We start from the raw sequence: 21,071 nt of genomic DNA on the forward strand, positions 1-21,071 counted from the left end.
TCCCCCTAATTCGCCGCCAGCTGGGCAGCCTGAGCTGCGGCAGCCTGCGCCGTTTCGACCTGGTTGACAAGGTGTTCAACCGAAACATGCATGATGTCGAGGAAGGAGACCGGATAGATCCCCATCCACAGAACGATGATCACCAATGGTGCGAAGATCAACCATTCACGCGGGCTCATATCAAGGATGCCTTTAAGGTTTTCCTTGGTAAGCGCCCCGAACACGATGCGGCGATAGAGAAACAGTGCATATGCAGCACCAAGGATCAAACCGGTCGCGGCAAAGAATGCCACCCAGGTATTGGCTTCGAACGCCCCCAGCAAGGCCAGGACTTCGCCAACGAAACCACCCGTCCCCGGAAGACCGACAGACGCCATCGTAAAGAACATAAAGATCACTGCGTAACCCGGCATACGGTGAACAAGACCACCATAGGCATCGATTTCGCGGGTATGCATACGGTCATAGACCACACCGACACACAGAAAGAGTGCACTGGCAACCAAACCGTGGCTCAGCATCTGGAAGATCGAGCCTTCGATGCCGTGCTGGTTGAAGGTGAATGCGCCAATCGTGACGATCCCCATATGGGCAACCGATGAATAAGCAATCAGCTTTTTCATATCCTGCTGGGCAAGTGCGACCAGCGAGGTATAGATGATTGCAATGATCGACAGGGTGAAGATCAGCGGTGCGAAGGTTTCAGATGCCAAGGGCATCATCGGCAACGAGAACCGCAGGAAGCCATAGCCCCCCATTTTCAAAAGCACGCCTGCCAGGATCACAGAACCAGCTGTCGGTGCCTCAACGTGGGCATCGGGAAGCCATGTGTGAACCGGCCACATCGGAACCTTGACCGCAAAGGAGGCAAAGAATGCCAGCCATAACCAAAGCTGCATCTCATAGCTGAAACCATGCGCCATCAGTGTCGGAATATCGGTGGTGCCTGCGTCGAAATACATCGCCAGCAGCGCCACCAGCATCAGGACAGAACCGAGCAGTGTATAAAGGAACAGCTTGAAGGCTGCGTAAACACGGCGCGGACCGCCCCAGACGCCGATGATGATGAACATCGGGATCAGAACGCCTTCGAAGAACAGGTAGAACAGCAAACCGTCAAGCGAGCTGAACATACCAATCATCATCGTTTCCAAAATCAGGAACGCGATCATGTATTCCTTCACACGTTTCTGGATTGCTTCCCACGCCGACAAAATGCAGATCGGTGTCAGGAAGGTTGCCAGGACCACGAACAGCATCGAAATGCCATCCACGCCCATGTGATAGGAAATATTCAGGTTCGGCATCCAGTCCGCTTGTTCAACGAACTGGAAATCAGCTGTGGTGGTATCGAAATTCACCCATAGCATCAGGGATGCGGCAAAGGTAAAACCCGATGTCCAAAGAGCAACCCAGCGAGAGTTGCGGGCGACATTCGCCTCATCCCCACGGATCAGCAACACAAACAGTGCCCCGACCAGCGGCAAAAAGGTGACGATCGAAAGAATTGGATAATCGCTCATCGCCCGTTAACCCATCTTCCAAATTGTGTAAGATACCAAGGCGGCAATACCGATCAGCATCGCAAACGCATAGTGATAGACAAAACCGGTCTGAAGGGCGCTAAACCGGCGTGCAATATTACGGCACGCAGCGGCAACACCATCCGGACCGACACCGTCGATCAATGCACCATCGCCCGATTTCCAGAAGTTGTAGCCAAGATAGAAAGCCGGCTTGACGAAAATCTTGTCGTAAAGTTCGTCGAAGTACCATTTATTCAACACAAAGCGGTACAGGCCGTTGAAGCTGTTGGCCAACTGACGCGGCAGCGACGGGACCAGTTTGTACATCACAACGGCAATGACAAAGCCCGAAACCATGGCAACAAACGGTGCCAATTTGACCCAGCCCGGAACGTGGTGCGAATGCTCAAGTGCAAGATGACCTTCGGCCATAAAGATCGCACCATTCCAGAAAGCCAGCATTTCTTCATAGTCACCACCACCGAACCAGTCTTTGGCAAACCAACCGGCAAAGATCGCACCGATGGCCAAAAACAAAAGCGGCATTGTCATGATAGCCGGGCTTTCATGAACATGGGCCATGGTCCGTTCATCAGCACGCGACGTGCCAAAGAAGGTCATAAAGATCAGACGCCAGCTATAGAACGAGGTCATAAGTGCCGCAAGGATACCGGCCCAAAAAGCATAGGTCCCAACCGCGGAATGGGCGGCAAAGGCACTTTCGATCACCAGATCCTTGGAATAGAAGCCTGCAAGCCCCGGGAAACCGGTAATCGCAAGGGTACCAATCATCATCACGGCAAAGGTCAACGGCACCATTTTATAAATGCCGCCCATCTTGCGCATGTCCTGCTCGTCCGACATTGCATGGATCACGGAACCCGCCCCAAGGAACAGAAGTGCCTTGAAGAAACCATGCGTCATCAGATGGAACACACCCGCCGAATAGGCCGACACGCCACAGGCAAAGAACATATAGCCCAGTTGCGAACAGGTCGAATAGGCAATCACGCGTTTGATGTCGTTCTGAACACAGCCGATGGTCGCGGCAAAGAATGCCGTTGACGCACCAACTACTGTGATAATCGCAAGGGTGGTTTCAGCATATTCAAAAATCGGCGACAGGCGCGCAATCATGAACACACCGGCCGTCACCATGGTTGCCGCGTGAATAAGCGCGGAAACCGGTGTCGGGCCTTCCATCGCATCGGGCAGCCAGGTATGCAGACCAAGCTGAGCCGATTTCCCCATGGCACCGATAAACAGCAGGAAACAGGTGATTTCAAGCGCCGAGAATTCATGCCCAAGGAAGACAAGCGTTGCTCCGGCGACTTCTTCGGCATTGCCAAAGATTACGTCGAACTGAACGCTGTCAAACAGGACATAAATCGCAAAGATACCCAGTGCGAAACCAAAGTCCCCAACGCGGTTAACGACGAATGCCTTGATCGCAGCCGCCGATGCCGACGGTTTGGAATACCAGAAACCAATCAGAAGATAGGAAGCAAGCCCCACCCCTTCCCAGCCGAAGAACAGCTGGATCAGGTTATCTGCTGTGATCAGCATCAGCATGGCAAAGGTAAACAGCGACAGATACGCCATGAAACGCGGCTTGTCTGGATCGTGCGACATGTACCCGATGGAATAGATATGAACCATCGAGGAAACACCGGTCACAACGATCAGCATGACACAGGTCAGCGTATCAAAGCGCAGCGCCCATGGAGCGACGAAGTTACCCGACGAAATCCAGGTAAACAGCGACAGCGTAACCGGGTTGCCGCCAAGAGCAATATCGACAAAAGCAAAGATCGAAATCACGAAAGCCACAACAACACCGCCAACCGTAATCAGTTGGGAAACACGATCGGCTGTTGAAACACCGTGGTGATGATGACCGTGGCCGTCATGCGGAGCACCGGACGCGGTCGACATAGCGCCAGCCAGCGTGATGATGCCTGCAATCGTGGCCGCGATCAGGGGCAGGAAAACAATAAGAGGATACATATCTGCCTTACCCCTTCATCATGTTGATGTCTTCAACCGCAATCGTGCCGCGGTTACGGAAATAGACCACCAGGATCGCCAATCCAATTGCGGCCTCGGCGGCAGCAACGGTCAGAACGAAGATGGTGAAAACCTGTCCGACGAGGTCGCCAAGGAACGACGAGAACGTGACCAGATTGATATTAACTGCCAGCAGCATCAGCTCGATCGACATCATAATGATGATGACGTTCTTACGGTTCATAAAGATGCCGAAGATCCCGAGCGTGAAAAGGATCGCCGCGACGGTCAAATAATGTGCAAGACCGATTTCCATCAGATCCCCCTGCCGACCGGAACTTTTTTAATTTCAAGCGTGTCAGCGCGTTGGCGTTTGACCTGCTCGGAGATTTTCTGACGGCGAACACCCTCACGGGTACGCAACGTCAGGACGATTGCGCCAATCATCGCCACAAGCAACACCAAACCGGATGCCTGGAAGATGTATGCGTAATCGGTATAGATCAGTTGGCCGAGTGCCTCGACATTGGTCAGTCCGGCTGGCGTCGGATGCGCCAGAACCGCGATCTTGTCATCGGTCAATGCCCAAGTTGCGCCAACAAAGGCAAGTTCCACAAACAGAACCAACGCGATCAGAACCCCGATCGGCAGGTAGTTCAGGAAACCCTGACGCATCTCGACAAAGTTAATGTCGAGCATCATGACGACGAACAGGAACAGAACCGCAACCGCGCCGACATAAACGACGACAAGCAGCATGGCGAGAAACTCAGCACCCAGCAGGACAAAAAGCCCGGCTGCGTTAAAAAATGTCAAAATCAGCAGCAGTACCGAATGCACCGGGTTGCGAACGGTCACAACCGCAGTCGCGGCAATAACCGCGACAGTAGCAAACAGGTAAAAAGCCAAAGCCTGTACGACCATAAGGTACCCCCTTGGCGCGCCGTTTCCACCCCCTTGGCGAAAACGACCCATGAACTCTCTCTCTTTAGCGATCAGACGCGACACTTACCGATAAGGTGCGTCTGCCTCCAATCGTGCAGCAAGCTCGGCTTCCCAACGCTCGCCGTTTGCCAGAAGCTTGTCCTTATCATAGAGAAGCTCCTCGCGGTTTTCGGTTGCGAACTCAAAGTTCGGACCTTCGACGATGGCATCCACCGGGCAGGCTTCTTCGCAGAAACCACAATAGATGCATTTCGTCATATCAATGTCGTAGCGGGTCGTGCGACGCGAACCGTCGGTGCGCGGCTCCACCTCGATGGTGATGGCCTGCGCCGGGCAGATTGCTTCGCAGAGTTTACACGCAATGCAACGCTCTTCCCCGTTGGGATAACGACGCAACGCATGTTCGCCACGGAAACGCGGGCTAAGCGGCCCCTTTTCATACGGGTAGTTCAGCGTCACCTTTGGCTTGAACATATATTTCAAGGTGAGCGCCATACCGGAAACGAGTTCCACCAGCAGGAAGCTCCGGGCCGTCCGATCTATAAATGACATCGTTTACCTCTCTCTTTCCGATGCGCGGCGATCAGGCCGGGACCTTGTCGAAAACAACCAGGAACGTAGCAACCAGCATGACCCAGGCAAATGACAGCGGCAGGAAGACTTTCCACCCCAAACGCATCAGCTGGTCATAGCGGTAGCGCGGGAAAGTCGCACGTACCCAGAGGAAAATGAATAGAACAGAGCAAATCTTCAGAAAGAACCAGATCGCCCCCGGGATGAATTCAAGCACCGGTAGCGGTGCGGTCCAACCGCCCAGGAACAAAACGACACAAAGGCCGCTCATCAGGATCATATTCGCGTATTCACCCAGGAAGAACAGCGCAAAGGTCATTGCCGAATAATCGACGTTATAACCCGATACCAGTTCAGCTTCCGCTTCAGGAAGGTCAAACGGTGCGCGGTTGGTTTCGGCCAGGATCGACACGATAAAGACGACAAACATCGGCAGGTGATAGACGAAGTTCCATTCCCAGATACCGCCAACCTGACCACGCACGATATCGCTAAGGTTCAGCGAGCCGGTGGTCAGAAGTACGGAAATGATGATCAGGCCAATCGAAATCTCGTAGGACACCATCTGGGCACCGGAACGCAGCGCACCAAGGAAAGCGTATTTAGAGTTCGATGCCCAACCAGCCATCACGATGCCATAGACACCAAGCGATGAAATCGCAAACAGGTACAGAATACCAACATTCAAATCTGCCAGAACCATGCCTTCGTCGAACGGGATAACCGCCCAGGCAATGATCGCCAGAATGAACGTCAGCATCGGGGCAATGATAAACACGCCCTTGTTCGCGCTGGTCGGAATAATTGTTTCTTTCAGAAACAGTTTCAGACCATCAGCAAGCGGTTGCAAAAGGCCAAAGGGCCCTACAACGTTCGGGCCTTTGCGCAACTGCATCGCACCGATAACCTTGCGCTCGGCATAGGTCAGATAGGCGACAGCAACCAGCAGCGGGACAACAATCGCCAAAATTTTGGCGACGATCCAAACTACCGGTTCAATATATCCGTCCCAAAGAAGTTCCATCGGTCAAACCGTATCTTTTGCGTTTCGTCCCTGAATTGGGACACCCCCTTGCGGGACGGGCGACGATGACATCGCCGCCCCCCTTACTCAGGCAACCTTCTCGGCAGCCGCATCTTTGACAAAGGCCTCAGTACATTTGGCCATCGTCACCGATGCACGGCTGATCGGGTCGGTCATATAGAAATTGCGAACCGGCGTTGCGAAGCCTTCCGGCTTCATGTCGCCTGCCTTGCCGAAATCGGCCCACTCGGCCTTGGTAACAGCATTCAGCGAGGCAAAAACCGGGCTGAGTTCAACCATGCGCGAACGCACGGCATCAAGACTGTCATAAGGAAGTACCTGACCAAGTGCCCCCGAAAGCGCACGAACAATGGCCCAGTCTTCCTTGGCTTCGCCAACCGGGAAAACAGCGCGCCAGCCTTGCTGTGCGCGGCCTTCGGTATTGACATACGTCCCGTTCTTTTCGGTGTATGCCGCACCCGGCAGGATTACATCGGCAGCTTGTGCCCCGGCATCACCCATCGCCCCCTGATAAACCACAAAGGCCTTATCAAGTTTCGACATGTCGATTTCATCGGCACCAAGAAGATAGACAACTTCAACATCGCCCTTTGCCGCAGCATCAAGAATGTCATTGGTTGCCAAACCGCCCTCACCCGGGACAAAGCCCAGATCCAAACCGCCAACACGCGATGCGGCAGTATGCAGAACGTTAAAGCCGTTCCATTCACCCGTAACCATGCCGAACTTGTCAGCAATCGCACGCGCGGTTGCCAGAACAGCATCACGGTCGTCACGGTTCAATGCGCCCATGCCAATGATGATCATCGGCTTTTCGGCAGCTTCAAGAACCTTGGCAAACTCGCTTTTGCCATCAAGAACGGCAGAAAGCGTTTCGGCACCGGCACCAAGATAGTCGTGCTTGAATGTCGTATCCCAGCTTTCGCCAATGATGCCGACCTTGAAATCACCGGTGGTCGAACGCCAGCGTTTGCGCAAACGCGAATTGATGATTGGTGCTTCGGCACGAATATTCGCCCCAACGATCAAGCAGGCATCGGCTTCGTCGATCCCTGAAATCGTCGAGTTAAAGATATAGGATGCACGCGGACCACCGATTTTCGAACCGTCCTGACGACAATCAAGGTTCGGCGAGCCAAGCTTGCCCATCAGATCCTTAAGTGCAGTCATTGATTCACAATCGACCGTATCACCGGCAATCGCAGCAATCTTTTTACCGTCAAGACCGGAAACCTTTGCCTTGATCGCCGCAAATGCCTCGTCCCAACTGACAGCCTGAAGCTTGCCATTAACACGGACATACGGGCGGTCAAGACGCTGGCGTTTCAGGCCATCAATGGCATAACGGGTTTTGTCCGAAATCCATTCTTCGTTTACGTCGTCATTGGTGCGCGGCAGAACGCGCAGAACTTCGGAACCACGTGAATCGACACGGATATTCGAACCAACCGCATCCATCACATCAATGCTGTCGGTCTTTTTCAGTTCCCAAGGACGGGCGGTAAACGCATAGGGCTTGGACGTCAGGGCGCCAACCGGGCAAAGATCGATCAGGTTACCGGATAGTTCGGAATTGATCGATGCTTCGATATAGGGTCCAACCTCGGTGTCTTCGCCACGGTAAACAGCCCCCATGGTGCCGACACCGGCGACTTCCTCGGAGAAACGAACGCAGCGCGTACAGTGAATGCAACGCGTCATGATCGTTTTCACGATCGGGCCAAGTTCTTTGTCTTTAACCGCACGCTTTTTCTCGGCGTAACGCGATGAACCACAACCATAGGCCATCGCCTGGTCCTGAAGGTCACATTCACCACCCTGGTCACAGATCGGGCAATCCAGCGGATGGTTGATCAACAAGAATTCCATCACGCCAGTACGTGCTTTCTTGACCAGATCAGAATCCGTCTTGATCACCATTCCATCTGCCGCAGGCATGGCACAGGATGCGACCGGTTTCGGTGCGCGTTCCATTTCAACCAGACACATACGGCAGTTGCCAGCGATTGACAGGCGTTCGTGATAGCAGAAACGCGGGATTTCTTTCCCCGCCTCTTCACAGGCCTGAAGGACTGTCGCCCCGGCTTCTACTTCAACTTCTATACCGTCAACTGTCAGTTTCGGCATGTCTCAATCCCTCTCAACAGGTCTCTCTCAGGCCGCAATCCGTGCGCGATATTCTTTGATCCGACGTTCCATTTCGGGACGGAAGTGACGGATCAAACCCTGGATTGGCCATGCAGCAGCATCGCCAAGCGCACAAATGGTGTGGCCTTCAACCTGCTTGGTCACATCCCACAACAGATCAATTTCATCAAGCGTAGCCTCGCCGCGGACCATACGCGACATAATACGCGCCATCCAACCAGTACCTTCACGGCACGGCGTGCACTGACCACAGCTTTCATGTTTGTAGAATTCAGACAAACGCGCAATCGCATAGACAATATCAGTGGATTTATCCATCACGATCACAGCCGCCGTGCCAAGCCCCGATCCCACTGCACGCAGAGCATCGAAATCCATCAGCACGTCGTCGCAAATATCTTTGGTTATCAACGGAACCGAAGAACCGCCGGGAATCACAGCCAAAAGGTTGTCCCAGCCGCCACGAACGCCGCCGCAATGCTTTTCGATCAGTTCACGCAGCGGGATGCTCATGGATTCTTCCACGGTGCAAGGCTGATTAACATGACCCGAAATCGCAAACAGTTTGGTGCCATGGTTATTTTCACGGCCAAAACCGGTGAACCATGCCCCGCCGCGACGCAGGATTTCCGGCACCACAGCAATCGATTCGACGTTGTTCACCGTCGTCGGGCAACCATACAGACCGGCATTCGCCGGAAATGGCGGCTTAAGACGCGGCTGACCTTTTTTACCTTCAAGGCTTTCGATCAGGGCGGTTTCTTCGCCACAGATGTAAGCACCGGCACCAAGATGCACGTAAAGATCAAAGTCCCAGCCCGAACCACAGGCATTCTTGCCAAGAAGACCGGCTTCGTAGGCCTGATCAATTGCAAGCTGCAGGTTTGATGCTTCGTGATAAAATTCACCGCGGATATAAATATACCCGGCATGAGCATTCATCGCGAAAGCAGCCAGAAGACACCCTTCAATCAGAGTATGCGGATCATTACGCATGATCTCGCGGTCTTTACAGGTGCCCGGCTCGCCCTCGTCAGCATTCACCACAAGGTAGCTCGGACGACCATCAGATTCCTTGGGCATGAACGACCATTTCAAGCCCGTCGGGAAACCTGCGCCCCCGCGACCACGCAGACCGGATGATTTCATCTCGCTGATGATCCAGTCGCGCCCTTTGTCGATCAGGGCCTTGGTGCCGTCCCAGTTGCCACGTGCCTGTGCAGCTTTAAGACCGAAGTCCTGAAAACCATACAGGTTGGTAAAGATACGATCCTTGTCCTGCAGCATCTCAGGCTTCCCCTTCGCTTGCATCAGCAGACTGGTCGGCAGCGCCACAGCCACAAAATGCTTTCAGAACCTTGGGACCCTCAATCGGCTCACAGCCTTTACGGCCGATCTGCGGACCGGCTTTTGGCTTTTCACCCTTTTTCAGGGCTTCAAGGATCGATTTGGTGGTATCGGCGTTCAAGTCTTCATAAAAATCGTCGTTGACTTGCATCATTGGTGCGTTAACGCACGCCCCAAGGCATTCAACTTCGATCAAAGTGAACTTGCCGTCTTCCGTGGTTTCACCAATATCAATGCCAAGTTCCTGCTTGCAGGTCTTGACGACATCGGCCGAACCGCGAAGCCAGCACGGCGTCGTGGTGCAGACCTGGATGAAGTTCTTACCCACGGGGGCAAGATTATACATCGTATAGAAGGTCGCCACCTCATAGACACGAATGGCTGGCATTTCGAGCATATCGGCAATGTAATCCATTGCGACGGTCGGAACCCAGTTACCTTCGGTCTGACGCTGTGCCAGATCAAGCAGCGGCATGACCGCACTTTGCTGGCGGCCTTCCGGATACTTGGCGATAATTTTTTTCGCCTTCTCCATGTTTTCCGGGGAAAACGCGAAGCTGATAGGCTGAAGCTCTCTCGGAGCTGGTCTTCTTAAATGGCTCATCGGTCAATCTCACCGAAAACGATATCAAGCGACCCGATATTGGCAACGACATCGGCCAGCATGTGACCTTTGGACATGAAGTCGAGGCCCTGAAGGTGCGGGAACCCGGGTGCGCGAATTTTGCAGCGATACGGACGGTTCGAGCCATCCGAAACGAGATACACGCCAAACTCACCCTTTGGTGCCTCGACCGCAGCATAGCATTCACCTGCCGGAACGTGGAAACCTTCGGTAAAGAGTTTGAAGTGATGGATCAGGGCTTCCATCGAGCGTTTCATATCGGAACGCGACGGCGGAGCCACCTTGTTGTTTTCAACGATCACGGCACCATCCGGCATTTCCTTGATCGCCTGCTTCATGATCTTAAGCGACTGGTTCATTTCTTCGAAACGCACCAGGAAGCGATCATAGCAGTCGCCATTCTTGCCAATTGGAATGTCGAAATCGAATTCTTCGTAGGAGTCGTAAGGCTGCGACTTACGCAGATCCCATGCCATACCCGATGCCCGGATGTTCGGACCGGTAAAGCCCCAATCAAGGGCTTCTTCGGCCGAAACGGTTCCGATATCAACGGTTCGCTGTTTGAAGATACGGTTGCCGGTCAGAACACGGTCGAAATCATTGACGAATTTCGGAAACTGATCACACCAGGCATCAATATCAGCCAAAAGCCCCGCCGGAAGATCGGCAGCAACGCCCCCCGGACGGAAATAATTGGCATGAAGACGCGCACCACATGCACGCTCATAGAATTCCATGAGCTTTTCGCGTTCCTCGAAGCCCCACAAAAGCGGGGTCATCGCACCAACGTCGAGTGCAAATGCCGTCAGGTTAAGAAGATGGTTCAGAATACGACCCATTTCCGCATACAGAACGCGGATATATTGGGCACGTTTCGGCACTTCGACACCCATCAGCTTTTCAATGGCCAGGCAATAAGCATGTTCCTGGTTCATTGGTGCGACATAGTCGAGGCGGTCGAAATACGGGGTCGCCTGAATATAGTTTTTATATTCGATCAGCTTTTCCGTACCACGGTGCAGCAGACCAATATGCGGATCGGCGCGTTCAATAACTTCGCCATCCATTTCAAGAACCAGACGCAAAACACCGTGCGCCGCAGGGTGCTGCGGGCCGAAGTTCATGGTCATGTTTTTGATTTTTTGCTCGGACATCAGACTTTGTCCTCCGCCTTTTCGTCACCCGGCAAGACATGCTGGATGCCTTCCCATGGGCTTTCGAAATCAAAGTTACGGAAATCCTGCACCAGCTTCACCGGTTCATAGACAACGCGCTTTTGCTCGTCATCATAGCGAACCTCGACATAACCGGTCAGCGGGAAATCCTTGCGAAGCGGATGTCCTTCAAAACCATAGTCCGTCAGGATACGGCGTGGATCGGGATGATTATCAAAGAAAATGCCGTAAAGATCCCATGCCTCGCGCTCAAACCAATTGGCGGCGCTGAAGAGGGAAACGGTACTTGGCACCGGGGTATCTTCGTCGGTGTGAACCTTTACACGCACACGCAGATTATGCTTGAGCGAGAGCAGATGGTAAACGACGTCAAAACGCTCGGCGCGTTCGGGATAATCAACACCGCAAATATCGATAAGCTGCTTGAACAAGCAGCCCGCATCATCGCGGAGGAAAGTCAGAACTTTAAGAATAGAATCGCGTTTAACCACGATGGACAGTTCACCATAACGATACTGGGTTTCCAGAACGTTATCGGAAAACTGGGACACCACAAGATCTTTAAGATCTTTTAGCGCGGCGCCGTTATCGCTGAGCACTTCGCTCATGCAAGCCCCCTATTAAGGATCAGCGTGTCAGGACACCGGTACGGCGGATTTTCTTTTGCAACTGCAAAATACCGTAGATCAGCGCTTCGGCTGTCGGCGGGCACCCCGGAACATATATATCCACCGGAACAACGCGATCACAACCGCGCACCACCGAATAGGAATAATGATAGTAGCCGCCGCCATTTGCGCAGGACCCCATAGAGATCACCCAGCGGGGTTCGGCCATCTGGTCGTAGACCTTGCGCAGCGCCGGCGCCATCTTGTTGGTCAGCGTACCGGCAACAATCATCACGTCAGACTGACGCGGACTCGGCCGGAACACCAAACCGTAACGGTCCAGGTCATAGCGCGACGCCGCAGCATGCATCATTTCCACAGCACAACAGGCCAGACCAAACGTCATCGGCCACAAAGAACCGGTGCTCGCCCAGCTTGCGAGTTTATCGAGATTGGCAAGGACAAAGCCCTTGTCATTCATCTCGTCAAACACACCCTTAAGCAGAACATCCTGATCCTGACCGGGCACCAGGGGGGCGCCTGTATTGGTGCTCACTCCCATTCCAAAGCTCCCTTCTTCCATTCGTAGACAAATCCGACCGTCAGCACAGCCAGGAAAATCACCATAGAGAAGAACCCGAAGTGGCCAATGTCACCAAGGGTCACAGCCCATGGAAACAGGAACGCAACTTCCAGATCGAAAATGATGAACAAGATTGCGACCAAATAGAACCGGACGTCGAACTTGATGCGCGCATCCTCGAACGGCGCAAAACCGCATTCGTATGCGGACAGTTTTTCAACATCAGGGGCCTGCTTGGCCAAAACCAGCGACGCGATGACGATTACCGCCGAGAGTCCGACGGCGATCCCAATGAAAATCAGGATCGGAAGATATTCCGAAAGAAGCTCTTGCATCTCTACTGACCTCTCAAGAACAGGCCTCTTTTGACCCGACCAGGTCCCCACCTGGTCCATAACGGCGCACCATAACGTATGCACCGCACAAGTTCCAGCCCCGCAAGCCGTTTTAACACCGCCTAAGGCCGGAAACTTCCTAATCTTTTTGCCAATCCCTGTTGTCCGATATCGGGGCGCAGCAGCCCATGATCAAGGCCTTTTCTTGCGAAGCAAACCAGCAACACATGAAAAAATGATCGCGGAAAGGGCGAAACGTCCAAAGTAAGACAACAGACTGCATGATCATGGCGGGAGCGACGGGACTTGAACCCGCGACCTCCGGCGTGACAGGCCGGCGCTCTAACCAACTGAGCTACGCCCCCAAATGACCAGCATTTAGCGCGCCTTTGTTAGACCAGCACCTATGGCAAGTCAAGCTGATACAAGCGTTTTCAACCTTCTCGTCAATTGGGCGCGCGTTCCTCGCCCAGTGAAGTGCATCACAGCCCCCAAGTTTCGGACAAATATCTTGTTTCCAACAACTTCCGACATAGGATTCGCCGGTTACCTTTGCATCATCGTGTCGGCTTTTATAGAATTGTTGATAAATAGATTATATTCTCTGGCGCAATCGAACAGACAGTTTTGCGCAAGCGAATAAACGCAAGTGACGGAGAAGATCACCAGTGGGGCGCGTAAAAGAGGAATACAGATCGCTGGCAGGCCCGGAAAAAGCCGCGATTCTGATGTTGGCACTTGGTGAAGAACACGCCACCAAAATGTTCAGCATGATGGATGACGAGGAAATCAAAGAGATTTCCCAGACGATGTCGAGCCTTGGTACCATCGGATCCAATGTCGTCGAACGCCTGTTTGTCGAATTTGCAGATCAGCTATCATCAACTGGTTCGCTCGTTGGCTCGTTCGATACAACCGAACGATTGTTGTCCAAAGTCCTCAACGAGGACCGCGTAAACGGCATCATGGAAGAGATTCGCGGTCCCGCGGGTCGCACCATGTGGGACAAGCTCAACAACGTGAACGAAGCCGTTCTCGCCAACTATTTGAAAAACGAATACCCGCAAACCGTGGGCGTGGTGCTTTCAAAGCTGAAACCCGGGCACTCGGCCGCAGTGCTTTCCCTGTTGCCGGAAAACTTCTCGATGGAGGTTATCATGCGTATGTTGCGCATGGAGGCTGTGCAGAAAGAAGTACTCGACAACATCGAAAAAACACTTCGTACCGAGTTCATGTCGAACCTTGCGCGCGGGTCACGTGGCGACAACCACGAACTTATGGCCGATATCTTCAACAGCCTTGACCGGCAAAGCCAGGATCGGTTCCTTACCGCACTCGAGGAACGCAACCGCGACTCTGCGGAAAAGATCAAGGCTCTTATGTTCACCTTCGAAGACCTTGCTCGCCTCGACAACAACGGCGTTCAAACGCTGCTGCGTCAGGTCGAGAAAGACAAGCTTGCATTGGCTCTCAAGGGATCGACCGACGCGATGCGCGAACTGTTCTTCAAGAACATGTCCGAACGCGCTGGCAAAATGATGCGCGAAGATATGGATGCGTTAGGTCCGGTGCGCCTGTCCGATGTTGAAGAATCGCAAATGATGATTGTCCAACTGGCCAAGGAACTGGCTGCACAGGGACAGATCGTCATCTCCGAAGGCGGGGGCGAGGACGAAATGGTGTTTTAACGATATCACCCCACAAACATCAAAAACCATTACGGGACAGCAACTTGCTGTCCCTTTTTTGTTCAGATGTTATATTTGGCGACATAGGGACAAGGCCCCTGCCCGACCGTACCACCGGGGTTATCCGATGATGACATTCGGAACCGGGTCGGTGATTGATTTGATTTCCCAGCGCAATCGATTCTGACCGCCCGTATTCAGGAACTCAGCCGCATTATGACTGCGCACGCCGGCCGTTGTCCGAATTTCGATCTTGCCGGTCATCTGATAGCCAAGCGCGTTCAGGCGCTCCTCATACTGATCAGGGACAAAACCGCCGCGAATTTCAACGGTATTCGATTCTGCCCGAAAGAACATTTCGAGGATTCGTGAATTGCGGCGCACAAAAACATAGCTTTTATCGCGGATAATATTGCTGCGTCGCTCATAGACAATATTGAAAATACCATTGCCCTGATAGGTCAGCTGTTTGACACCGGAATCGCGTTTGAGATCCGCCAGCACGATTTCAACCCGCTTTTTCTCATCATCCTCATCGATCGAGCCATTCATCAAGCCCTCGGTTATCGTCGGCTGCACCAAGTGCCCACGATAACTAAGGCGGTAATCGCCGTTCTGATCGACATTAAGATCAATGGTGAATGCATCAGGCAGATAACAGCCAACCAGCATCAGGGGGGCGATTATCGCCACCAAGAGCCCTCTTTGGGTGAAATGCCGCGCTGCGGCAACCAAAACCCTGACCGTGGCCACAAACGTGCTGAAAGGCGTTTCAGAGGATATCGTCATTGTTGGCGGTTTCCTGACTGCATTATTTTGCAAAAGATTGCCTGTCGCACAGCAACACGTCAACCGCCGGGATTAATCACCGCCCCGCTGGTGATACGAGGCCAGCCCAAAAACAAATGCTGGATTCGCAAAACAAACAATATGCCCCAAAACGCAAAAAGCCGGCCAAAGGCCGACTTTTGCAAGAATGGTGGGTGATGAGAGATTCGAACTCCCGACCCTCTCGGTGTAAACGAGATGCTCTAACCAGCTGAGCTAATCACCCTTAATTTGTTGCCCCGTTTTGCGGAAGCGGGCGGAACATAACATGCTATTTTGAAAAAGCAATGCCGGTGACGCTTGTCACCGGCATTTTTTTTCAGAACATCGTCAAGCTTAGTTGACTGCGTCCTTAAGACCCTTGCCAGCCTTGAATTTAGGCTGTTTCGATGCCGGAATATCGATTTCTTCACCGGTGCGCGGGTTGCGACCTTTTGAAGCCGCGCGAGCAGCGACAGCGAAGGTACCGAAACCGACGAGACGAACTTCGTCACCGCCTTTGAGTGATTCGGTAATGGAATCGAAAACAGCGTCAACGGCTTTACCAGCGTCGGCTTTGGACAGATCAGCTTTAGCAGCTACACTTCCAATAAGATCGTTTTTATTCACTTCCTGGCCCCCTTGTTGGACGTTCGGAGTTATAAGGAAATTTGGTTTGCCCCAAACCTGTTGCATGGGCAGTGTAAGCAGGTCGCAAACATCACGTCAATGCGAGAGACGCAGTTTTCTGCGGTTTTGAGCGTTTTTTTGATTTTTTTCGGCTTTACAGCCACACCAGTCTGCACCTGTGTCGATTCTTGGTCAAAGTTATCCACAGAAAAGGGGAGATGACATAGCCATCTCCCCCGGAATTTGAACGTTTTTAACGTCAATCAGTGCGTAGTCACACCACCGATTTCCGATTCTTCGCCGTCTTTGGATTTAACAGCAACATCGTCCACCTCTTCTTCCCACTCAATCGGGACCAAAGGATTGACCAATGCATGACGAAGAACCTCGTCAACATGGGAAACAGGAATGATTTTCATGCCACGTTTAACGTTGTCCGGAATCTCTTCCAGATCTTTTTCATTTTCCTGCGGGATCAGGACGATTTTCACACCGCCGCGCAAAGCCGCCAGAAGTTTTTCTTTCAAACCGCCAATCGCAAGCACACGGCCACGCAGGGTTACTTCCCCTGTCATCGCGACGTCCTTGCGCACCGGGTTTCCGGTCAGAACCGAAACAACCGACGTCACCATACCAACACCAGCCGACGGACCATCTTTCGGGATCGCGCCTTCGGGAACGTGAACGTGAATGTCGCGTTTCTGGAACAGGGTCGGCTTAATCCCGAACTGAGTCGCACGCGAACGCACAAACGAGGTCGCCGCCTGGATCGATTCTGTCATGACTTCACCGAGTTTACCGGTGGTTTTCATGTTGCCCTTGCCCGGTACAGTGACCGATTCAATCTGCAACAAATCGCCGCCAAATTCGGTATAAGCCAGACCGGTAACAACACCGACCTGATCTTCGCCTTCGGTTTCGCCGTAACGGAATTTGCGAATACCGGCATATTTTCCAAGAGTGCGCGGTGTCACACGCACCGAGGTGATGCTTTCAAGCATGATCCGCTTGGTCGCCTTGCGGGTAAGCCTTGCAAGTTCACGTTCCAAGCTACGCACACCGGCTTCGCGGGTGTAATAACGAATCAAATCGCGAACAGCGTCGTCGGAAATGCTCCACTCGTCTTTTCTCAGGCCGCTATCCTTGACCTGTTTCGGGATCAGATGGCGCTTGGCAATTTCGACCTTTTCATCCTCGGTGTAACCCGAGATACGAATGATTTCCATACGGTCAAGCAACGGCTGCTGCATACGCAGGCTGTTGGCCGTGGTCACAAACATCACATCCGAAAGATCATAATCGACCTCCAGATAGTGATCGTTAAAGGTCGAATTCTGTTCCGGATCGAGAACTTCCAACAAGGCAGAAGCCGGATCGCCGCGGAAATCCGAACCCATTTTTTCAATCTCATCGAGAAGGAACAGCGGGTTAGAATATTTCGCCTTTTTCATGCCCTGAACAATCTTGCCCGGCATGGAACCGATATAAGTCCGGCGATGACCACGAATTTCGGATTCGTCCCGAACCCCGCCAAGCGACATGCGCACAAACGCGCGCCCGGTCGCATTGGCCATCGATTTACCCAGCGATGTTTTACCAACGCCCGGAGGACCGACAAGGCAAAGGATAGGGCCTTTGACTTTTTTAACGCGCGCCTGAACGGCTAAATATTCAAGAATGTGTTCTTTGACCTTCTCAAGACCGTAATGCTCTTTGTCGAGAACCTTTTTGGCCTTTTTCAAATCAAGCGAAACACGCGACCGCTTGTTCCACGGAAGAGACACCATCCAGTCAAGATAGTTACGCACCACGGTGGCCTCGGCCGACATCGGGCTCATATTGCGCAATTTCTTGAGTTCGGCCTGGGCTTTTTCCTTGGCCTCTTTGGGCATTTTGGCCTTGTTTAGCTTCTCTTCGATTTCAGAAGCTTCATCCTTGCCATCTTCGCCCTCGCCGAGTTCCTTCTGAATGGCTTTAAGCTGTTCATTCAGATAATACTCGCGCTGGGTTTTCTCCATCTGCCGCTTGACGCGATTGCGGATCTTCTTTTCGACCTGCAAGACACCGATTTCCGATTCCATGAAACCGAAAATGCGTTCCAGACGATCACCAACAAGGGCGGTTTCCAAAAGTTCCTGTTTTTCGGAAATCTTAAGCGACAGGTGGGATGCCACCGTATCGGCAAGCTTTGCCGGTTCTTCGATCTGATTGACCGAAACCAGAACTTCTGGCGGAATTTTCTTATTCAGCTTGATGTACTGTTCAAACTGGCCAACGACAGAACGTGCAAGAGCTTCCATCTCGCTATCGTCCTCGTCCGCTTCGTCACGAATAGTGGCATAAGCCTGGAAAAAATCAGGATTATCGACAAATCCGGAAATCTCGGCACGTTTGCCACCTTCGACAAGCACCTTGACCGTCCCGTCCGGCAGCTTAAGCAGCTGCAAAACGGTTGCGACGGTACCAACTTCGTACAGATCACCAACAGACGGATCATCAAGACCCGCATCCTTTTGGGTAACAAGCATGATCTGCTTGTCTTCGCGCATAACATCTTCAAGTGCCCGCACAGATTTTTCACGTCCGACAAACAGCGGAACGATCATGTGCGGAAACACCACGATGTCGCGCAACGGCAGAACCGGATATATTTCGCCACGCGCCAAATCAACCATTATGTTCTATTCCCTAATCTGAGCCAAAACGTTGCTGGGGTCCTGCAATAGGCCCCACCAGCAACGCGAACATTCAAAAGATAATCTGAAATGCCCGCACCGCAATAGGATGCCGGTGCGGGATCAGAAATCAGGCACTGTGTTCGACACCTTCACGTCGTTCAGCATGGATCAGCAATGGCTTTGCCTTTCCTTCAACGACGTCACGGTTGATCACAATTTCCTCGACACTATCCATGGTCGGCAGTTCGAACATGGTATCGAGCAAAATGCCTTCCATGATCGACCGCAGGCCACGCGCCCCGGTCTTGCGATCGATTGCTTTTTCGGCAATCGCCTTAAGTGCCTCGGGCTGGAAGCTCAGTTTCACGTCTTCCATATCGAACAGACGTTGATACTGCTTGATCAGTGCGTTTTTCGGTTCAGTCAGGATTTTGACCAGCGCATCATCATCAAGGTCTTCAAGCGTGGCCAGAACCGGCAAACGACCAATGAATTCAGGAATAAGACCGAATTTCAAAAGATCTTCCGGTTCGACTTCGCGCAGGACATCGCCCGTACGACGTTCTTCCGGGCCTCTGACATCGGCACCAAAACCAATTGCACTGCCTTTGCCACGTTGCGAAATCACCTTATCCAGACCAGCGAACGCGCCGCCGACGATGAACAGGATATTGGTCGTATCAACCTGCAGGAATTCCTGCTGCGGATGTTTACGCCCGCCCTGCGGTGGAACCGAAGCAACCGTGCCTTCCATGATCTTCAGAAGAGCCTGCTGCACACCCTCGCCCGATACATCGCGCGTGATCGACGGATTGTCAGACTTGCGCGAAATCTTGTCGACTTCGTCGATATAGACGATGCCGCGCTGCGCACGTTCAACATTGTAATCCGCTGACTGAAGCAGCTTCAGAATGATATTCTCGACATCCTCACCGACATAACCCGCTTCGGTAAGGGTCGTTGCATCTGCCATAGTGAACGGCACATCAAGGATGCGTGCCAAGGTCTGTGCCAGAAGCGTTTTACCGCAACCGGTCGGACCAACCAGCATGATGTTCGACTTTGCCAGTTCAATATCTTCGTTCTTGCTGGCGTGATTCAGACGTTTGTAATGGTTGTGAACCGCGACAGAGAGAACTTTCTTCGCATGGCCTTGACCGATGACATAATCATCAAGAACCTTGCAAATCTCTTGCGGAGAAGGCACCCCGTCTGCCGATTTGACGAGATGGGTTTTGTGCTCTTCGCGGATGATGTCCATGCAAAGCTCTACGCATTCATCACAGATGAATACGGTTGGACCGGCGATGAGCTTGCGAACCTCGTGCTGGCTCTTTCCACAGAAAGAACAATACAGAGTGTTCTTGGAGTCCCCGCTATTCGATTTGCTCATACAAACCCCAATTACGTTTGACGTTATCTTTTATCGCTATGTTAGCCGGTAAACGATACCGATCTCAACGTTTAATCTGCACTTATCGGCCATATGGCCACATGTTTGATATGGGATCTCACCCAAGGATGCGAAACCCCCATTCAATATCACCTGAACGTTATGGGTTTGCGCATGTTCCAAACATTGTCACAGAACCTACTTAGTACCTTGTGTCTATGACTTAAACCGGAAGCGGTGCAAGACATAAAAAAACGCCCCGGCCAAACACCGGGGCGTTTTCACAGGATCGTTATGAAACGATCAATCTTTTTTCGCGTCCGTTTCTTGTTTCGGACGCGAGGTAACCACCTCGTCGATCAAGCCAAATTCCTTGGCCTGATCCGGGGTCAGGAAGTTATCACGCTCCATCGCGTCTTCAATGGTCTTAAGATCACGGCCGGTATGTTCGACATAAATCTCATTAAGACGCTGACGCAGTGCCAGAATTTCGCGAGCATGGATTTCGATATCCGATGCCTGCCCCTGGAACCCGCCGGATGGTTGGTGGATCATAACACGCGCATTAGGCAGGCTATAACGCTTGCCCTTTGCACCCGCCATCAGCAACAGCGAGCCCATAGAGGCCGCCTGCCCCATGCACACCGTTGATACATCACAACGGATGTATTGCATGGTGTCATAGATCGCCAATCCCGACGTCACCACCCCACCCGGGGAGTTGATATAGATCGAAATATCCTTATCCGGATTTTCCGATTCGAGATGCAGCAACTGCGCGCAGATCAGTGACGACATGCCGTCATGAACCTGGCCGTTGATGAAGACAATCCGCTCCTTAAGAAGTCGGGAAAAGATGTCATAAGCCCGTTCACCACGGCTGGTTTGTTCAACCACCATCGGCACGAGCGTGTTCATCTGTGCTTCAATCATCGACTGCAATCTCCTTGCTGCATCC

At 52.5% G+C, this 21,071-nt stretch carries 19 protein-coding genes and 2 tRNA genes; 1 reads left to right on the plus strand and 20 read right to left on the minus strand.

Going from position 1 to position 21,071, the window contains the following annotated elements; genetic code table 11:
• Positions 1–5 precede the first annotated feature (5 nt).
• The 14 genes from TALK_RS07545 to TALK_RS07610 all read right to left on the minus strand — a co-directional run bounded on the left by TALK_RS07545 (position 6) and on the right by TALK_RS07610 (position 13,282).
• A complete protein-coding gene (locus TALK_RS07545) occupies positions 6–1,523 on the minus strand; it encodes an NADH-quinone oxidoreductase subunit M (RefSeq protein ID WP_085617485.1) in 1,518 nt (505 codons plus the stop codon).
• Positions 1,524–1,529: 6 nt separating this feature from the next.
• On the minus strand, positions 1,530–3,533 hold the full coding sequence (nuoL, locus tag TALK_RS07550) for an NADH-quinone oxidoreductase subunit L (protein WP_085617487.1): 2,004 nt from the start codon (positions 3,531–3,533) through the stop codon (positions 1,530–1,532).
• A 7-nt stretch (positions 3,534–3,540) separates the two neighbouring features.
• Complete coding sequence (gene nuoK / locus TALK_RS07555; RefSeq protein ID WP_085617489.1) at positions 3,541–3,849, minus strand: NADH-quinone oxidoreductase subunit NuoK; 309 nt, start codon at positions 3,847–3,849, stop codon at positions 3,541–3,543.
• Entirely contained in the window at positions 3,849–4,457 is a 609-nt protein-coding gene (locus TALK_RS07560) for an NADH-quinone oxidoreductase subunit J (protein ID WP_085617491.1), read from the minus strand. Before TALK_RS07560 ends, nuoK begins: the two co-directional genes overlap by 1 nt.
• Positions 4,458–4,541: 84 nt before the next feature.
• Positions 4,542–5,030 carry an NADH-quinone oxidoreductase subunit NuoI gene (nuoI, locus tag TALK_RS07565; RefSeq protein WP_085617493.1) on the minus strand — a complete coding sequence of 163 codons (489 nt, stop codon included), beginning with the start codon at positions 5,028–5,030 and terminating at the stop codon, positions 4,542–4,544.
• 31 nt (positions 5,031–5,061) lie between these two features.
• Entirely contained in the window at positions 5,062–6,075 is a 1,014-nt protein-coding gene (nuoH, locus tag TALK_RS07570) for an NADH-quinone oxidoreductase subunit NuoH (protein ID WP_085617495.1), read from the minus strand.
• Between the two features lie 87 nt (positions 6,076–6,162).
• Positions 6,163–8,223 (minus strand): NADH-quinone oxidoreductase subunit NuoG, encoded by a 2,061-nt coding sequence (gene nuoG / locus TALK_RS07575; RefSeq protein WP_085617497.1) that lies wholly within the window; start codon positions 8,221–8,223, stop codon positions 6,163–6,165.
• Between the two features lie 27 nt (positions 8,224–8,250).
• Positions 8,251–9,531 carry an NADH-quinone oxidoreductase subunit NuoF gene (gene nuoF / locus TALK_RS07580; protein WP_085617499.1) on the minus strand — a complete coding sequence of 427 codons (1,281 nt, stop codon included), beginning with the start codon at positions 9,529–9,531 and terminating at the stop codon, positions 8,251–8,253.
• Position 9,532: 1 nt separating this feature from the next.
• Positions 9,533–10,195 carry an NADH-quinone oxidoreductase subunit NuoE gene (nuoE, locus tag TALK_RS07585; protein ID WP_085617501.1) on the minus strand — a complete coding sequence of 221 codons (663 nt, stop codon included), beginning with the start codon at positions 10,193–10,195 and terminating at the stop codon, positions 9,533–9,535.
• Positions 10,192–11,370, minus strand: a complete 1,179-nt coding sequence (locus tag TALK_RS07590) for an NADH-quinone oxidoreductase subunit D (RefSeq protein ID WP_085617503.1) — start codon at positions 11,368–11,370, stop codon at positions 10,192–10,194. Before TALK_RS07590 ends, nuoE begins: the two co-directional genes overlap by 4 nt.
• Positions 11,370–11,999, minus strand: coding sequence for an NADH-quinone oxidoreductase subunit C (locus tag TALK_RS07595; protein ID WP_085617505.1), 630 nt, complete (start codon positions 11,997–11,999; stop codon positions 11,370–11,372). The genes TALK_RS07590 and TALK_RS07595 overlap by 1 nt, the downstream gene beginning before the upstream one ends.
• A 19-nt stretch (positions 12,000–12,018) precedes the next feature.
• Positions 12,019–12,561: a NuoB/complex I 20 kDa subunit family protein gene (locus TALK_RS07600; RefSeq protein ID WP_085617507.1), complete on the minus strand. Its 543-nt coding sequence runs from the start codon at positions 12,559–12,561 to the stop codon at positions 12,019–12,021.
• Entirely contained in the window at positions 12,552–12,917 is a 366-nt protein-coding gene (locus tag TALK_RS07605; protein WP_085617509.1) for an NADH-quinone oxidoreductase subunit A, read from the minus strand. Before TALK_RS07605 ends, TALK_RS07600 begins: the two co-directional genes overlap by 10 nt.
• 288 nt (positions 12,918–13,205) lie before the next feature.
• Positions 13,206–13,282: transfer RNA gene (locus tag TALK_RS07610), tRNA-Asp, on the minus strand.
• Positions 13,283–13,585: 303 nt separating this feature from the next.
• Between TALK_RS07610 and fliG the strand changes: the two genes are divergently transcribed.
• Positions 13,586–14,605 (plus strand): flagellar motor switch protein FliG, encoded by a 1,020-nt coding sequence (gene fliG, locus TALK_RS07615; protein WP_085617511.1) that lies wholly within the window; start codon positions 13,586–13,588, stop codon positions 14,603–14,605.
• A gap of 120 nt (positions 14,606–14,725) precedes the next feature.
• Here the strand turns inward: fliG and TALK_RS07620 are convergent, their stop codons facing one another.
• From TALK_RS07620 to clpP, 6 genes are all read right to left on the minus strand, one after another.
• Positions 14,726–15,298 carry a hypothetical protein gene (locus tag TALK_RS07620; RefSeq protein WP_245829763.1) on the minus strand — a complete coding sequence of 191 codons (573 nt, stop codon included), beginning with the start codon at positions 15,296–15,298 and terminating at the stop codon, positions 14,726–14,728.
• Between the two features lie 284 nt (positions 15,299–15,582).
• A tRNA-Val gene (locus TALK_RS07625) sits at positions 15,583–15,659 on the minus strand.
• Between the two features lie 110 nt (positions 15,660–15,769).
• A complete protein-coding gene (locus tag TALK_RS07630) occupies positions 15,770–16,042 on the minus strand; it encodes an HU family DNA-binding protein (protein ID WP_085617515.1) in 273 nt (90 codons plus the stop codon).
• 263 nt (positions 16,043–16,305) lie between these two features.
• Positions 16,306–18,717 (minus strand): endopeptidase La, encoded by a 2,412-nt coding sequence (lon, locus tag TALK_RS07635; protein WP_085617517.1) that lies wholly within the window; start codon positions 18,715–18,717, stop codon positions 16,306–16,308.
• Positions 18,718–18,847: 130 nt separating this feature from the next.
• A complete protein-coding gene (gene clpX / locus TALK_RS07640) occupies positions 18,848–20,113 on the minus strand; it encodes an ATP-dependent Clp protease ATP-binding subunit ClpX (RefSeq protein WP_085617519.1) in 1,266 nt (421 codons plus the stop codon).
• Positions 20,114–20,416: 303 nt separating this feature from the next.
• Complete coding sequence (clpP, locus tag TALK_RS07645) at positions 20,417–21,046, minus strand: ATP-dependent Clp endopeptidase proteolytic subunit ClpP (protein WP_085617520.1); 630 nt, start codon at positions 21,044–21,046, stop codon at positions 20,417–20,419.
• Positions 21,047–21,071: the final 25 nt, after the last annotated feature.

Source organism: Thalassospira alkalitolerans (genome assembly GCF_002115745.1).
In the GTDB taxonomy this organism is placed as follows: domain Bacteria; phylum Pseudomonadota; class Alphaproteobacteria; order Rhodospirillales; family Thalassospiraceae; genus Thalassospira; species Thalassospira alkalitolerans.

Coding starts and splice junctions, on each gene's coding strand:
- TALK_RS07545 (WP_085617485.1), bottom strand. CDS start 1,523: ATGAGCGATTATCCAATTCTTTCGATCGTCACCTTTTTGCCGCTGGTC.
- nuoL (WP_085617487.1), bottom strand. CDS start 3,533: ATGTATCCTCTTATTGTTTTCCTGCCCCTGATCGCGGCCACGATTGCA.
- nuoK (WP_085617489.1), bottom strand. CDS start 3,849: ATGGAAATCGGTCTTGCACATTATTTGACCGTCGCGGCGATCCTTTTC.
- TALK_RS07560 (WP_085617491.1), bottom strand. CDS start 4,457: ATGGTCGTACAGGCTTTGGCTTTTTACCTGTTTGCTACTGTCGCGGTT.
- nuoI (WP_085617493.1), bottom strand. CDS start 5,030: ATGTCATTTATAGATCGGACGGCCCGGAGCTTCCTGCTGGTGGAACTC.
- nuoH (WP_085617495.1), bottom strand. CDS start 6,075: ATGGAACTTCTTTGGGACGGATATATTGAACCGGTAGTTTGGATCGTC.
- nuoG (WP_085617497.1), bottom strand. CDS start 8,223: ATGCCGAAACTGACAGTTGACGGTATAGAAGTTGAAGTAGAAGCCGGG.
- nuoF (WP_085617499.1), bottom strand. CDS start 9,531: ATGCTGCAGGACAAGGATCGTATCTTTACCAACCTGTATGGTTTTCAG.
- nuoE (WP_085617501.1), bottom strand. CDS start 10,195: ATGAGCCATTTAAGAAGACCAGCTCCGAGAGAGCTTCAGCCTATCAGC.
- TALK_RS07590 (WP_085617503.1), bottom strand. CDS start 11,370: ATGTCCGAGCAAAAAATCAAAAACATGACCATGAACTTCGGCCCGCAG.
- TALK_RS07595 (WP_085617505.1), bottom strand. CDS start 11,999: ATGAGCGAAGTGCTCAGCGATAACGGCGCCGCGCTAAAAGATCTTAAA.
- TALK_RS07600 (WP_085617507.1), bottom strand. CDS start 12,561: ATGGGAGTGAGCACCAATACAGGCGCCCCCCTGGTGCCCGGTCAGGAT.
- TALK_RS07605 (WP_085617509.1), bottom strand. CDS start 12,917: ATGCAAGAGCTTCTTTCGGAATATCTTCCGATCCTGATTTTCATTGGG.
- lon (WP_085617517.1), bottom strand. CDS start 18,717: ATGGTTGATTTGGCGCGTGGCGAAATATATCCGGTTCTGCCGTTGCGC.
- clpX (WP_085617519.1), bottom strand. CDS start 20,113: ATGAGCAAATCGAATAGCGGGGACTCCAAGAACACTCTGTATTGTTCT.
- clpP (WP_085617520.1), bottom strand. CDS start 21,046: ATGATTGAAGCACAGATGAACACGCTCGTGCCGATGGTGGTTGAACAA.